13 protein-coding genes and 1 pseudogene are annotated in these 13,032 nt (G+C 68.3%); 6 read left to right on the forward strand and 8 right to left on the reverse strand.

Going from position 1 to position 13,032, the window contains the following annotated elements:
* The first annotated feature begins 110 nt into the window (after positions 1-110).
* The gene (locus OV208_RS00985) at positions 111-662 is read left to right on the forward strand and encodes a PDC sensor domain-containing protein (RefSeq protein ID WP_267571896.1); all 552 of its coding nucleotides are present in this window, start codon (positions 111-113) and stop codon (positions 660-662) included.
* A 22-nt stretch (positions 663-684) separates the two neighbouring features.
* Positions 685-2,589, forward strand: a complete 1,905-nt coding sequence (locus tag OV208_RS00990; RefSeq protein ID WP_267571897.1) for a methyl-accepting chemotaxis protein — start codon at positions 685-687, stop codon at positions 2,587-2,589.
* A gap of 31 nt (positions 2,590-2,620) precedes the next feature.
* Here the strand turns inward: OV208_RS00990 and OV208_RS00995 are convergent, their stop codons facing one another.
* Positions 2,621-2,980 (reverse strand): PspC domain-containing protein, encoded by a 360-nt coding sequence (locus OV208_RS00995; protein WP_267571898.1) that lies wholly within the window; start codon positions 2,978-2,980, stop codon positions 2,621-2,623.
* A 271-nt stretch (positions 2,981-3,251) separates the two neighbouring features.
* Here OV208_RS00995 and aceB point away from each other — a divergent pair, with 271 nt between their 5' ends.
* From aceB to OV208_RS01010, 3 genes are all read left to right on the forward strand, one after another.
* Complete coding sequence (gene aceB, locus OV208_RS01000; RefSeq protein WP_267571899.1) at positions 3,252-4,874, forward strand: malate synthase A; 1,623 nt, start codon at positions 3,252-3,254, stop codon at positions 4,872-4,874.
* 63 nt (positions 4,875-4,937) lie between these two features.
* A complete protein-coding gene (aceA, locus tag OV208_RS01005) occupies positions 4,938-6,224 on the forward strand; it encodes an isocitrate lyase (RefSeq protein WP_267571900.1) in 1,287 nt (428 codons plus the stop codon).
* A gap of 227 nt (positions 6,225-6,451) precedes the next feature.
* Positions 6,452-6,859, forward strand: coding sequence for a hypothetical protein (locus tag OV208_RS01010; protein WP_267571901.1), 408 nt, complete (start codon positions 6,452-6,454; stop codon positions 6,857-6,859).
* 33 nt (positions 6,860-6,892) lie between these two features.
* Here OV208_RS01010 and OV208_RS01015 read toward each other — a convergent pair whose 3' ends face one another.
* The 4 genes and pseudogenes from OV208_RS01015 to OV208_RS01030 all read right to left on the reverse strand — a co-directional run bounded on the left by OV208_RS01015 (position 6,893) and on the right by OV208_RS01030 (position 8,912).
* Positions 6,893-7,135, reverse strand: coding sequence for a hypothetical protein (locus tag OV208_RS01015; RefSeq protein WP_267571902.1), 243 nt, complete (start codon positions 7,133-7,135; stop codon positions 6,893-6,895).
* A gap of 82 nt (positions 7,136-7,217) precedes the next feature.
* Positions 7,218-7,556 carry a hypothetical protein gene (locus OV208_RS01020; protein WP_267571903.1) on the reverse strand — a complete coding sequence of 113 codons (339 nt, stop codon included), beginning with the start codon at positions 7,554-7,556 and terminating at the stop codon, positions 7,218-7,220.
* Positions 7,557-7,580: 24 nt separating this feature from the next.
* Positions 7,581-7,802 (reverse strand): annotated as a pseudogene (locus tag OV208_RS01025) (TIGR04013 family B12-binding domain/radical SAM domain-containing protein); the annotation flags it as partial.
* A 189-nt stretch (positions 7,803-7,991) separates the two neighbouring features.
* Positions 7,992-8,912 (reverse strand): LysR family transcriptional regulator, encoded by a 921-nt coding sequence (locus tag OV208_RS01030; protein ID WP_267571904.1) that lies wholly within the window; start codon positions 8,910-8,912, stop codon positions 7,992-7,994.
* Positions 8,913-9,002: 90 nt separating this feature from the next.
* Between OV208_RS01030 and OV208_RS01035 the strand changes: the two genes are divergently transcribed.
* Positions 9,003-10,061 carry an alkene reductase gene (locus tag OV208_RS01035; protein ID WP_267571905.1) on the forward strand — a complete coding sequence of 353 codons (1,059 nt, stop codon included), beginning with the start codon at positions 9,003-9,005 and terminating at the stop codon, positions 10,059-10,061.
* A gap of 3 nt (positions 10,062-10,064) precedes the next feature.
* On the opposite strand, the gene OV208_RS01040 is transcribed toward OV208_RS01035, so the two are convergent.
* From OV208_RS01040 to OV208_RS01050, 3 genes are all read right to left on the reverse strand, one after another.
* Positions 10,065-10,982, reverse strand: a complete 918-nt coding sequence (locus OV208_RS01040) for a type VI immunity family protein (RefSeq protein WP_267571906.1) — start codon at positions 10,980-10,982, stop codon at positions 10,065-10,067.
* Entirely contained in the window at positions 10,979-11,683 is a 705-nt protein-coding gene (locus OV208_RS01045) for a hypothetical protein (protein ID WP_267571907.1), read from the reverse strand. The genes OV208_RS01040 and OV208_RS01045 overlap by 4 nt, the downstream gene beginning before the upstream one ends.
* A gap of 197 nt (positions 11,684-11,880) precedes the next feature.
* Positions 11,881-12,888, reverse strand: a complete 1,008-nt coding sequence (locus OV208_RS01050) for a polysaccharide lyase (protein WP_267572788.1) — start codon at positions 12,886-12,888, stop codon at positions 11,881-11,883.
* Positions 12,889-13,032 lie beyond the last annotated feature (144 nt).

Here is a 13,032-nt window from a genome sequence, read left to right on the forward strand (position 1 = left end):
AAAACACGCTTATCGCGAATAAAATAAATCAACGCCTGCCTGCGTGACGGTGGAAGCACATTCGTGACACACTTTTTTCGACTGTTTTTCACGGTCTTGGGGGCGTGTGGATGTCCATGTTCTGGATGGGATTGGCGGTAGCGTCTTGGGGGACGCTGCCTCCGGACGGTGCCGCGCAACTTCGGAAGGTGGACGCGGTGATGCCGGAATTGCGACGGCTGGCCGGCGACCCTGAGGTGGTACGCGCCATCCGCGCACAGAACGCGCGCCGCATGCCCTTCGCCACCCTCCAGCGTCACGACGCGGAGTGGATGGCCACCCCGGCGCTCACGCCCTTCAAGCAGACCATCCTGGAGGCCCCGTGCGCGGACGCGCTCCAGCGGGCGCAGAAGCGGCTGGGCCAGGCGATGGCGGAGGCCTTCACCATGGACGGCCAGGGCGCGCTGGTCTGCGCCAGCCGGCGCACGTCGGACTACTGGCAGGGGGACGAGGACAAGTGGCGCCTCACCTATGCCGGGGGCAGGGGCGGACCGGAGCTGCGGGAGGCCCCCTTCTTCGACGAGTCCTCGCAGGCCTACGTCGTCCAGGTCTCCCTGCCGGTCCGCGACGGAGCCCAGGTCATCGGCGCGCTCACCGTGGGCCTGTCCCTGCTCGATCTCTGATCCGCTTCCCGGGATGCTCCCCATGCGATTGCTGTCCGGCTTGAAACTGAGGGGTCGCCTCACGCTGTGGATCTGCCTGCTGCTCATCGCCGCGCTCACGCCCGTCCTCGCGGCGGGCATCCACGTCATCCGGCGGACCGTGGAGCAGCAGGTCCAGGGCGTCCTCCAGGTGGAGGCCGAAGGGCTGCGCGACCTGGTGGAGTCGTCGCTTCAAGAGCGGGAGGCGAACGCCCGCGCGTGGACGGAGGACGCCATCGTGCGCGGCGCGCTCCTGTTCGGCACCTACGCGAAGAGCGACGCGGTGCTCGCCACCCTGAACCGCCGGCACGCGAGCTTCGCGGGGCTGGTGCTGTTCACCGAGGACGGCCGCGCGGTCTCCGTCAGCCGCCCTGGCCTGCGCGAAGCCTTCGAGGGCCATGAGGCGCAGGTGCTCGCCTCCCCGTGGTTCCAGGCCGCGCTGAAGGACCGGCTGGACCCGGCCATCCTCACCGCCGCGCTGACCCGGACGGACCCCTTCTTCGGCCGCCCGGTGATGCCCCTGGCGCTGCCCGTGCTCAGCCCCATCTCCGGCGCGCGCGTGGGCGTCCTCCTGGCGGCGTATGACTGGAACCAGTTGGAGCACGTGGTCGCGGGCGCGCTCCACCGATCGAAGGAACGGGGCCAGCGCAGCTTCACCCTGGAGATCCTCGACCGGGACGGCGGCCGGCTCTACAGCTCCAGGGCGAAGGGCGTCACTGAACCGTCGCGGACGGTGCGGGCACAGGCCTTCGACGCCCCCCAGCTCGCCGAGGCGGGCCGCCACTGGCGCTTCGTCGCGGCCATGGACGCGGAGGAGGCCTTCCAGCCCTTGAGGAGCTTCCTCCAGCTCAGCATCCTCGCGGTGGTCGCGCTCCTCCTGCTGGCCATCCTGGCCGCCTGGGCCCTGGCGCGCGGTGTGACGCGGCCCATCACCACGTTGAGCGGCCTCGTGTCCCGCGTCGTGCGCGAAGGCGACCTCACCCAGAAGGTGGCACTGCACGGCCGTCAGGACGAGGTGGGGGAGCTGGCCTCCGCCTTCTCGCGGATGATGGACCACCTGCGCGACTCCACCGCCAGCCTCCAGCAGGGCACCCGGGTGCTGGGACAGACCGTGGCGGAGCTGACCCGCGCCACGGAGCAGCAGGAGAAGAACCTCACCCGGCAGAGCGCCGCGCTCCAGGAGACGCAGGCCACCGCGCAGGAGATCCAGCAGACCTCCCAGCTCGCCGCCGAACGTTCCCAGGCGGTGCTCGGGCTGGTGGCCCGGGCGCGCGAGGTGGGCAGCGCCGGAGAGGCGACGCTCCAGGCCAGCCTGGGCGGCTTCGAACAACTGCGCGACCACGGGGTGCGCTTCGCCGAAGGCGTCTCCTCGCTCAACGAGCGCACGCGTCAGATTGGCGGCATCACCCAGACGGTGAAGGACCTGGCGGACCAGTCCAACATGCTCGCGCTCAACGCGGCCATCGAAGCGGTGCGCTCCGGCGAACACGGCAAGGGCTTCAGCGTGGTGGCGCGCGAAATCCGCAGCCTCGCGGACCAGTCCATCCAGGCCACCAACCGGGTGCGCGAAATCCTGGACGACATCCGAGGCGGCATCCACGACACCGTGGCGCTGTCAGAAGAAGGCCAGCGCCGCTCCGAGGAGGGACTCGCCCAGGTGCACGCCAGCGGCCAGAGCCTGCGCGCGCTGACGGAGATCATCCACGACAACGCGTCGGCGGCCCAGCAGATCGCCGCCGCCGTCATCCAACAGAACGCGGGCATCGCGCAGATCTTCATCGCCGTCACCGACCTGTCCGGGATGATGGACGACACCCTCCTGGCCACGCAGGGCACCCAGCGGATGGCGCACACCCTGCGCGGCGTGGCCGAACGGATGGAGTCCGTGGCCGGCGTCTGGCGCGTCTAGCGGACCGCGCGACGCCGGACGAAGCCAGGGCTCAGACGCGGCGCTCCCAGCGGGGGGCGTCGTCGTCCACGGGCGTGTTCGCCACCCGGGAGACCCAGTCCAAGAGCCCCTGCAGCGGCGCCTTCGCCCCCGCTCGGGCCGGCGTGAAGGCCCACACCAGCAGGTAGAGCAGGAAGCCCATCCCGGACGATGCGAACAGCAACACCACGAACGCAATCCGCACCCAGGTGACGGACACCCCCATCCCCCGGGCCAGCAGCGAGCACACCCCCAACACCGAGCGCCCCTCCCCCCGGTGCAGCGGCGACGCGCCCGGGCGGCAGTGCGGACAACCCGCCGCGTCCCGGGACAGCTCCGTCGAACAAGCACCACAGCGTGTCGTGACGTCCATGACCTGACCTCTCCGTCCCGCCCCCGCTTGGCGACATGGGGGCCTCATCCCTACCTACGGGGGCCGCGTCAGGTGATTGCCGCCCCCAGGACCTGGGATTCCGGGGGTTTGTGTCCCGGTGCGTCAGTGGATTTACAGATTTAATCCGCTGGGTGTTGACAGCCTTACAGGCAAGCAGCTTCTAATTCACCAAGACTTCCCTTCCACAGACGGCAGGGGCATCTTTCAGCCCATCAGACCGCCTTTACAACGCATCTCGTCAGGAGCCGACATGGACGCCAATACCTCCCAGACCCCGCCGACTTTCGGTCCCGGCGTGAGCATCGAGGGGGGCTGGCACCCGGATTACGCGGAGGTGCTGACGCAAGACGCCATGGCGTTCGTGGCGAAGCTGGTGCGCACCTTCGGTGAACGCCGTGAAGCGCTGCTGGAGCGACGCAAGAAGGTCGCGGAGGGCTGGCGCAAGGGCGAGCGGCCGCATTTCCTCCCGGAGACGGCGGACATCCGCAAGGGCGACTGGTCGGTGTCGCCGGTGCCGGCGGACCTCCAGGACCGGCGCGTGGAGATCACCGGTCCGGTGGACCGCAAGATGATCATCAACGCGCTCAACTCTGGGGCGAGCGTCTTCATGGCGGACTTCGAGGACGCCAACAGCCCCACCTGGGACAACGTGGTGCGCGGCCAGGTGAACCTGCGCGACGCGGTCCGCAAGTCCATCTCCTTCACTGCGGAGAACGGGAAGCAGTACGCGCTGAATGAGAAGCACGCCGTCCTCTTCGTGCGCCCGCGCGGCTGGCACCTGCCGGAGCGCCACGTGCGCATCGACGGCAAGCCCATCTCCGGCTCGCTCTTCGACTTCGGCCTGTTCTTCTTCCACAACGCCCGGGAGCAGTTGAAGCGCGGCACCGGCCCGTACTTCTACCTGCCGAAGATGCAGAGCCACCTGGAGGCGCGGCTGTGGAACGACGTGTTCCATCTGGCCCAGAGTGAGCTGGACGTCCCGCGCGGCACCATCAAGGCCACCGTCCTCATCGAGACGCTGCCCGCCGCGTTCGAGATGGACGAAATCCTCTACGAGCTGCGCGAACACTCGGCCGGCCTCAACTGCGGCCGCTGGGACTACATCTTCAGCTTCATCAAGACGCTCCAGTCGGACGCGTCCGTGGTGCTGCCCGACCGGGGGCAGGTGACCATGGACAAGGGCTTCCTCAACGCCTACTCGCAGCTGCTCATCCAGACCTGCCACCGCCGGGGCGCGCACGCGATGGGGGGCATGGCCGCCTTCATCCCCATCAAGGGTGACGCCGCCGCCAACGACGCGGTGATGGCCAAGGTCCGCGCCGACAAGCAGCGCGAGGCGAAGAACGGCCATGACGGCACGTGGGTCGCGCACCCCGGCCTCGTCCCGGTGGCGAAGGAGATCTTCGACGCGCAGATGAAGGGCCCGAACCAGGTGGCCAACAAGCGCGAGGACGTGCGCGTCACCGAAGCGGACCTGCTCCAGATTCCCTCCGGCACCCGCACGGAGGAGGGCCTGCGCCACAACATCCGCGTGGGCATCCAGTACACCGCCGCGTGGCTGGGCGGCCTGGGCTGCGTGCCCCTCTACAACCTGATGGAGGACGCGGCCACGGCGGAGATCTCCCGCGCCCAGGTGTGGCAGTGGATCCACCACGGCGCCACGCTGGACGACGGCCAGAAGGTCACCCTGGAGTTGTTCCGCAAGCTCCTCACCGAGGAGATGGCCCAGTTGAACCGCGAGGGCGTGACGGAGCGCTACGGCCAGGCCCACGTGGAGAAGTCCCGCTCCCTCTTCGAGCAACTGTCCACCGCGCCTGCCTTCGAGGACTTCCTCACCCTGCCCGCCTACGCGGCCCTGGATGCGAAGTCCTGACGTCACTTTCTTCCTGAAGCCTTTTCACACCCCTTCACCGCAGCACCCTTGAGGAGTCCTGGCATGTACGACGCGACGCCGACCACTTCCGATGCCTCCCCTCACGCGAAGCTCCACGCCAAGCGCTTCGAGGGAATCACGCGCACCTACACCGAGAAGGACGTGGAGAAGCTGCGCGGCTCCATCCGCGTCAGCCACACCCTCGCGGAGATGGGGGCCCGTCGCCTGTGGGAGCTGCTCCACACGGACGAGTACATCAACGCGCTGGGCGCCCTCACCGGCAACCAGGCCGTGCAGATGGTGCGCGCGGGACTGAAGGCCATCTACCTGTCCGGCTGGCAGGTCGCCGCGGACGCGAACTCCGCTGGCCAGATGTACCCGGACCAGAGCCTGTACCCGGTGGACAGCGTCCCCAGCGTGGTGAAGAAGATCAACAACGCCCTGCGCCGCGCGGATCAGATCGACCACGCGGAGGGCCGCCATGACCGCAACTGGTTCGCGCCCATCATCGCGGACGCGGAGGCAGGCTTCGGCGGTCCGCTCAACGCCTACGAGCTGATGAAGGGGATGATCGAAGCGGGCGCCGCGGGCGTGCACTTCGAGGACCAGCTCGCCAGCGAGAAGAAGTGCGGCCACATGGGCGGCAAGGTGCTGGTGCCCACCAGCCACTTCGTGCGCACGCTGACCGCGGCGCGCCTGGCCTCCGACGTGATGGGCGTGTCCACGCTGCTGGTGGCCCGCACGGACGCGGACAGCGCCAAGCTGCTGATGAGCGACGCGGACGAGTACGACCACGCCTTCATCGACAAGGCGGCCGGCCGCACGGGGGAAGGTTTCTACCGCATCAAGGGCGGCCTGGAGTGCGCCATCGCGCGCGGCCTGGCGTACGCGCCGTACGCGGACCTGGTGTGGTGCGAGACCAGCACCCCGGACCTGAAGCAGGCGAAGGACTTCGCGGAAGGCATCCACAAGAAGTTCCCGAACAAGATGCTCGCGTACAACTGCTCGCCGTCCTTCAACTGGAAGAAGAACCTGGACGACGCCACCATCGCGAAGTTCCAGCGTGAGCTGGGCGCCATGGGCTACAAGTTCCAGTTCGTCACGCTGGCCGGCTTCCACGCGCTGAACTTCTCGATGTACGAGCTGGCGCGGAAGTACAAGGACCGCGGCATGGCGGCCTACAGCGAGATGCAGCAGTCGGAGTTCGGCGCGGAGAAGGACGGCTACACCGCCACGCGCCACCAGCGCGAAGTGGGTACCGGCTACTTCGACCAGGTCGCCGAGGTGATTTCCGGCGGCAGCGCCAGCACCCTGGCCCTGCACGAGTCCACCGAAGCCCACCAGTTCTAGTCCGGGCGGACGGAATCCCGTCTTTGAAGTGAGGAGGCCGCGTGTCCCTGGGGGAAATTCCCCCGTGGATCCGCGGCCTTCGCCGTTCCCAGGGCTGCTTCCGGGGCGGGCTTCAACCTGGAAGAAGCAACTTCCCGGGGGCTGGGGCGATAATAAGGAGAACTTGAAGCCCCACAGGCGCGCCCCTCCAGGAGCGCCAACGACTGGGGCCTTTGACGGGAGCCGCCATGAACCGCATCACGTCCCTCTCCGGTCCGCGGGTGCAGCCGGCCACGACGAATACCTCCGCGCCGGTTTCGGGCAGCCGCTTCGGCTCGCTGATGCAGGGCGTGTCCTCGCAGGCGCCGAAGGCGGGCGCCCAGCTCTCGGGCGGCTCCGTGGTGTCGTCGGCGCTGGCCCAGATGGGCGCCACGTCGCACGGCTCGCTGGTAGGCACCTACACCGCGTCGGGCGCCACGCCCTCCCAGAACATGCCCGGCATCCAGCAGCCGGCGTCGAACACGTCCGGCGGCGCGGGCCAGCCCAAGAGCGAGGAGCAGCAGGCGCTGGAGGACCTGGCCACCATGTCGGCGGTGACCATGTCCCAGTCCATCCTCCACATGGGCGGCATGAAGATCGACCTGGAGAAGGAGTAGTCCCGGCAGCCCCGGGACCGCTCCCGGGGCTCCTCAGGGCTTCTGCTTGTCGCTGTCGTCGCTGTACTGGTCGCGGATGCCGTCATGTCGGTTCCGCGTGTCCTTCCAGGGCTGGTCCACGTCGGTCCGCTGACCGCCGTTCTGCCCGGTGACGTCGTTGAGTTCCTCCGCGCGTCCCTCCGCGGGCACCGTGTCGCCGTCCTCGTCAGGGTCCTTCTGCTTCTTCGGATCCAGTGGGATGCCGGCGCTCTTGTTCAGATAGTCCTTGGGGTCCATGCCGTCGCTCCTCCCTTGAATTCCAAAGGTGGTGACGGTCCCCTCGCGCTGGGAGCGGCCGGGCAGCCGGGCTCCCCTCCCCTCAGTTGAGGTACTTGGGCCGAGCGGGCGTCGCGGGCATCTGGTCCTTCATCATCTCCAGGCCCTGGCGCGTGAGCATGAAGCGCACGGTGCCGGAGCCGCGCTCCGTCTCGATTTCGGCTTCGAAGGCCGGCCCGGCGATGCCGCCCAGGGCCATCTCCTTGCGCAGGTTGGTGACGCGGCCGGAGAGCAGATCGCCCGCGACCTCGCGGGAGCCCTCGCCGCGCGAGTACAGCTCATAGGCGGCTTCGTGCAGCGTCATCGCCAGCGCGGGCGTGAGGGGCTGGGAGCTGAAGAGCACGGAGATGAGGAGCCAGTAGGGCGGCGTCTGTTCAGCCATCGTGCGCCATCCTAACGGTTGCGGCTACCGGGCGCGCGGCTGTCTGCGGGCGACGATGGCTTCCGCGAGCGCGCCCTGCTGTTTCCAGTGGCCGTACAGCCGCCCCTGGGACGCGAGCCAGCCCAGGCGCTGCTGGGTACGCGCGTCCATGCGTCCGGGCGGCGCATCCCTGTAGGGCGTGCCGGGCAGCGGCATGAAGGTGTGACCGTGCACGCGCGCGCCCAGCTCCGACAGCTTCTGCATCGCGCGCACCACGGTCTCCACTCGGAGTCACTGCGCCCCGCCGCACGCAGGACGTGTGGAGCTGGGATGCGACGCGGTTGCTCGTGGGGGAGCTCGCGGGCACGGTGACGTTGATTCCGCGCTCCGGGGACTGAACCGACCGGGACGACGGCTCCAACATCGGGATGGGTTCGGGGTCGTCCGGAAGCTTGCTCACCCGGAAACGTGCCAGGGCGCCAGTTCGAAGCGCTCCACCAGCACGTCGATCATCGCGCGCATCGCGGGGGAGGCATTGCGCGCGCTCGGATAGAGCACGAAGGCCTGACGGGCCGCGACGAACGGGCGCAGCAACTCCTTCAGCTCCCTGCGCGCGGGCGAGCGCGACGCGTGCATCGTCGGCAGCCTCGCGATTCCGACGCCGGCCACGGCGAGCTCGCTCAGCACCTCGAAGCTGTTGACCGCCATGTGCGGTTCGAGGGTCACCAGCTCCGTCTTCCGCCCGGAGCTGAAGCTCCACGTCGTGGGCGTCCGCGAACCCGTCATCACCAGACAGCGATGGTCCGCGAGGTCGCGCGGTCGCTTCGGCGTCCCCGCCCGTCGCAGGTAGGCCGCGCTCGCGTAGACGCCCAGGTACTGCGGCGAGCCCAGCCTGCGGGCCATCAACCGCGAGTCCGTGAGCGGCCCCACGCGCACCGCCAGGTCATAGCCCTCGTCCACCAGGTTCACCTGGCGATCCGTCAGGTCCACCTCCACCTTCACCTCGGGGAAGCGCGCGGCATAGACGGAGAGGACGTCCCCGAGCGCGGCCTGTCCCAGTTCCAGGGGCGTGGTCATGCGCAGGCGACCCGTGGGATGTGCCTGGAGTTCGCCGACCAGCGCCTCGGCGGCGTTCAGCGCGGCCATCGCGGGCGCGACCTCGCGGTGATAGCTCGCGCCGATGTCCGTCAGCGTCACTGACCGCGTGGTGCGCGACAGCAGGCGGGCGCCCAGGTGCTCTTCCAGGAACGCCACGCGCTGACTCAAGGTCGACTTGGGGATGCCGAGCACCCGCGCCGCGCCGCGAAAGCTCTTGTGCTCCACCACCGCGACGAAGGCGAGGACGGCGCCGGGATCCGCCTGAGGCATTGTCCGCATGGACGGACAGTCTGTCTGTGAGTTCCCGCATTGTCCAAACCCTCGCGGACCCGCAGATTGGAGATATCCACCGGCCACAGGAGCCCGTCCATGGACCTCTTCTCTTCCTATCGCTTGGGCACGCTCGCCCTTCCCAACCGCGTCGTCATGGCGCCCATGACCCGCAGCCGCGCGATTGGCGGCCTGCCCAACGAGTTGATGCGCGCGTACTACACGCAGCGCGCCTCCGCGGGCCTCATCATCACCGAGGGCGTCGCGCCGTCCGCGAACGGGCTCGGCTACGCGCGCATCCCCGGCATCTTCTCCGAGGAGCAGACCCAGGCCTGGCGCGCCGTCACCGACAGCGTCCATGCGGCCGGGGGACACATCTTCATGCAGTTCATGCACGTGGGCCGCATCGCGCACGCCCACAACCTGCCGGCCGGCGCCCGCGTGGTGGCCCCGAGCGCCGTGGCCGCCGACTCCAAGATGTGGACCGACCAGGAGGGCCTCCAGCCGATGCCCGTACCGGAAGCCATGAGCGCGGCCGACATCACCCAGGCCCGGGAGGAGTTCGTGCAGGCGGCTCGCAACGCCGTCGCGGCGGGGTTCGATGGCATCGAATTGCACGGCGCCAACGGCTACCTGCTCGAGCAGTTCCTGCACCCGCACTCCAACCGGCGCCAGGACGCGTACGGCGGCAGCGTGGAGAACCGCGCCCGCTTCGTCATCGAGGTCGCGCAGGCGACGGCGGAGGCCATCGGTCCCGAGCGCGTGGGCATCCGACTCTCTCCGTACAACACCTTCAACGACCTGCCGGCGCACGACGAGGTGGAGGCGCAGTACACGACGCTCGCGCGCGGACTGCGCGGGCTGCTCTACGTGCACGTCGTCGCGAATCCGCACGCGGGCTTCGGGACGACGCTGAAGGCCCTGCGCGCCACCTACGAGGGGCCGGTCATCCTCAACGGAGGCATGGACCGCGGGCGCGCCCAGGCAGCGCTCGATGCGGGGCAGGCCGACCTCATCTCCTTCGCCCGGCCCTTCATCTCCAACCCGGACCTCGTGCAGCGGCTCCAGCAGGGCGCCACGCTCGCGGCGTCCAACCCCGCGACCTTCTACACGCCGGGGCCCGAGGGCTACGTGGACTACCCAGCGCTCGCGGGGTGAGCGTCAGAGGAAGCGGCGCTCCCAGCGGCGGACTTCTTCTGGCGTGAACCAGTCCCATCCGTGCGGGTGCGCATACAGCCAGGGCTCCAGCACACGGGCCAGCTCGCGGTAGTGCGGAAGTGTGTCTCCGGTTTCCATATCGCCTGCTTCGGGCACGGCTCCCAGGGACACCACCGCGCGCTCGGGCGAGAGCGACTGGACTTCTATCGCGGGGGAGTGCAACCGCGCGCGAAGTCCTTCCGCTCCGCCCAGTGCCTCCAGCACGGGGGGCCCCAGGAAGGTGAGCCACGAGGGTGGCCGCACCCGTTTACCGAGGAACAGTGACAAGTCCCCAATCCTCGGCAGGTCGAAACCAGGATGGCGGAGGCACGTTTCGAGCAGTCTTGGGTTGAGTGTTTGAATCCAGGCGCCGACTTCGAGCGCCAGCCCCGCGTGCCCCGACGCCCACGGCAACTCGCGCCCCAACTCGAGGGCCAGGGCACGCACCCACTCTGGACCCGGATCATCCAGAAACTCGATGGGCAACCAGAACTCCACAGCACAGGAGCACTGGGGATAGTCCTTGAGGAAGTTGGGCAATTCACTGCCGCGGCCGTGGTACCGGAAGGACACGCCTGTGACGGAGTCGGGTCGTTCGGCCAGTTCGACAAGGGCGGAGGAGCCCAACAACCGGGCCTTGATGAAGGCCTCTCCTTTCGCATCCAGCTCTGGCCAATCTCCAGAATAACTCACGTACCAGCCCAGCCGTCGTGCGCCGAGCGCATGACGGTAGCGCTCCAGCGCTTGCCATACGAAAGGAGCAATCACCTCATGGGGGAGCGGCATGTAGAACATGATGCTCACCCCCTCGCGCACGAGGGCTACGGACTCGCCCTCGATATCAATCGCTTCACGAACCCTTGGTACTCGCGCGGTCATCATCGGACTCCGAAGTTGGGAGACACCATTCGGGGAACCTGAGCACTGCCCAGGATCTCCTGGTAGATGGAGCCTTGCGTACGCTCGGCGAAGGCGTGGCCCAGTGGGTAGATGTCCCATTGAGGCTGGTTCGTCACCGGACACGGGAACTTGAAGTCATAAACCGCCTGGACCTTGAGCGGGTTCCCGAGCGCGTGCAGCACCACGTCAGGAACGATGCTCCCCACCAGCAGGTGGAACTGTCCGTCCGCCAGCCACTGGGCCACAACTTGTGGATCCAGCCACCGCGTCTGCCCTGTCCTCGAATCCTTGAGGTAGCGCGGCTCCAGGCTGAAGCGCCCCGCGTCGGTGGCTCCCAGCATCCGCTGCACGCACTCCAGCGCCGCCGCATGCTTCTCCTCCCCCAGCTTCATCCCCCACGTCACCTCCGGCACCTTCAAATCCAGCGGCTTCTTGCATAACTCCGGCGAGGTCCGCCCTCCCGTCCCCAGGAGTCGCTCATTCACCTCGAAGTTCGCCTCCTTCGCGCACTCCAGTAGCACCCGTTGCACGTGGGTCACCTCCGCGGCCTCCCACAGGCGCAGCATCGCGGCGGCCTGGCCCGCCCTTGCCGCCGCCCTCGCCAGCCACGGGAGGATCGCCTCCTGGCCCACCTGGCTCGCACAGCCCGGGTGGTGCAGACAGCCGCTGGTCGCGGAGTCCATGGTCTGCTCATAGCTTGAGGGCGCCGAGCCCCCCGGAGTCGCACAGGCGGTCAGCAAGAGGCAGCACAGCAGCCACATCGGTCGGGGAGGGGTTCTCACGTCGCGCCTCCTCGCATGGAAGCGCCGGCCCCTTCAACCCATGCCGTGAATCACCTCCCGCCCTGGCGCACCAGAGCGGGAGGCACTTCCAAGGCGTCTCAGTTCCGACGGCGGCGACGCGAACCCATCAGCCCCAGCAGACCCAGCAGCGAGAACGCCGCCAGCGAACCACCGCTCGCTGAACATCCGCCCCGGTAGAGGTCATCCCCCCCCTCATCCAACGGCGACGGCTTCACCGCGGTGTCCGGCAGCGCGCCGCCCGTGCCCGCGTCCACCGTGCCTCCTGGCGACGTGCCCGCGTCCACCACCGGATCAGGCTCCACCGGAGAGCCTGCGTCCACCACCGGATCAGGCTCCACCGGAGAGCCCGCATCCACCACCGGATCCGGCTCCACCGGGCTGCCCGCGTCCACCGGCTCCGGCTCCGGCTGCACCACCGGGAACACGTCCTCGCGGCTCGTCGCCTGGATGAAACCGTCGTGGTAGACGACGCCCACCGGCTTGATGCTGTCGTCCCGGTACAGGCCCAGCTTAAGGTAGCTGTTCTGGCCGGCGTACATCGTCTTGGCCTTCGTCTTGTTCAGCACCTGCTTGCCGTTGTGCCACAGCTCCACGAAGCCCACCGACGCGTCCGGGGACCACTTCGCGTGGAAGATGAACTCGTGCCACACCCCGCGCTTGAGCGGCGTGCTCCACACCGTCCCGCTGTCGTTCACCGTCAGCCGGATGACCTCGCCCTTGACGAAGAACTCCACCGGCGGCGACCCGCAGCACCCGTCGTGGTGCCACTGCGTGAAGAGCTGCCACGCATCCACGCTGGGGAAGTCGTTCGCGAACATCACCTTCCAGCGGTACCAGTACTCCGAACCCACCTTCTCCCGGCTCAGGTACACCAGCTCGTTGCGGTTGCCGCTGGAGTTGATGGGATCATCGCCCTGCTTCACCGTCGCCTTCAGCGCGTACTTGCCCTCCGCCACCGGGCTCGTCACCAGCTGCAGCCGGTCAGCGCTCACCATCTGGGTCGTACTGAATTGCGAACGATCCCCCGTCTCGAAGTCTCCCCGCCAGACGATACCCGCCGCAGCGAGGCTCGGGAGCAAACACATCGCAAGCCAGAGGTGCAGTGCTTTCAATGATGAATCCTTGAGGGAGGTTGGGGGGACCAGCCAGGGGAGCCAGAAACTTTGCTGTCAAAGTTTCGACAAACCCTACCTCAAGTCATTCCCCCACTTCATTCCCTCTCAAGTCCA

Origin of the sequence: Corallococcus sp. bb12-1 (assembly GCF_026626765.1) — a bacterium.
GTDB lineage: Bacteria > Myxococcota > Myxococcia > Myxococcales > Myxococcaceae > Corallococcus > Corallococcus terminator.

What these genes read in the sequence shown, in the direction of transcription:
- OV208_RS00985 (WP_267571896.1), top strand. Translation starts at nt 111, where the DNA reads ATGTCCATGTTCTGGATGGGATTGGCGGTAGCGTCTTGGGGGACGCTG.
- OV208_RS00990 (WP_267571897.1), top strand. Translation starts at nt 685, where the DNA reads ATGCGATTGCTGTCCGGCTTGAAACTGAGGGGTCGCCTCACGCTGTGG.
- OV208_RS00995 (WP_267571898.1), bottom strand. Translation starts at nt 2,980, where the DNA reads ATGGACGTCACGACACGCTGTGGTGCTTGTTCGACGGAGCTGTCCCGG.
- aceB (WP_267571899.1), top strand. Translation starts at nt 3,252, where the DNA reads ATGGACGCCAATACCTCCCAGACCCCGCCGACTTTCGGTCCCGGCGTG.
- aceA (WP_267571900.1), top strand. Translation starts at nt 4,938, where the DNA reads ATGTACGACGCGACGCCGACCACTTCCGATGCCTCCCCTCACGCGAAG.
- OV208_RS01010 (WP_267571901.1), top strand. Translation starts at nt 6,452, where the DNA reads ATGAACCGCATCACGTCCCTCTCCGGTCCGCGGGTGCAGCCGGCCACG.
- OV208_RS01015 (WP_267571902.1), bottom strand. Translation starts at nt 7,135, where the DNA reads ATGGACCCCAAGGACTATCTGAACAAGAGCGCCGGCATCCCACTGGAT.
- OV208_RS01020 (WP_267571903.1), bottom strand. Translation starts at nt 7,556, where the DNA reads ATGGCTGAACAGACGCCGCCCTACTGGCTCCTCATCTCCGTGCTCTTC.
- OV208_RS01030 (WP_267571904.1), bottom strand. Translation starts at nt 8,912, where the DNA reads ATGCGGACAATGCCTCAGGCGGATCCCGGCGCCGTCCTCGCCTTCGTC.
- OV208_RS01035 (WP_267571905.1), top strand. Translation starts at nt 9,003, where the DNA reads ATGGACCTCTTCTCTTCCTATCGCTTGGGCACGCTCGCCCTTCCCAAC.
- OV208_RS01040 (WP_267571906.1), bottom strand. Translation starts at nt 10,982, where the DNA reads ATGATGACCGCGCGAGTACCAAGGGTTCGTGAAGCGATTGATATCGAG.
- OV208_RS01045 (WP_267571907.1), bottom strand. Translation starts at nt 11,683, where the DNA reads ATGGACTCCGCGACCAGCGGCTGTCTGCACCACCCGGGCTGTGCGAGC.
- OV208_RS01050 (WP_267572788.1), bottom strand. Translation starts at nt 12,888, where the DNA reads ATGTGTTTGCTCCCGAGCCTCGCTGCGGCGGGTATCGTCTGGCGGGGA.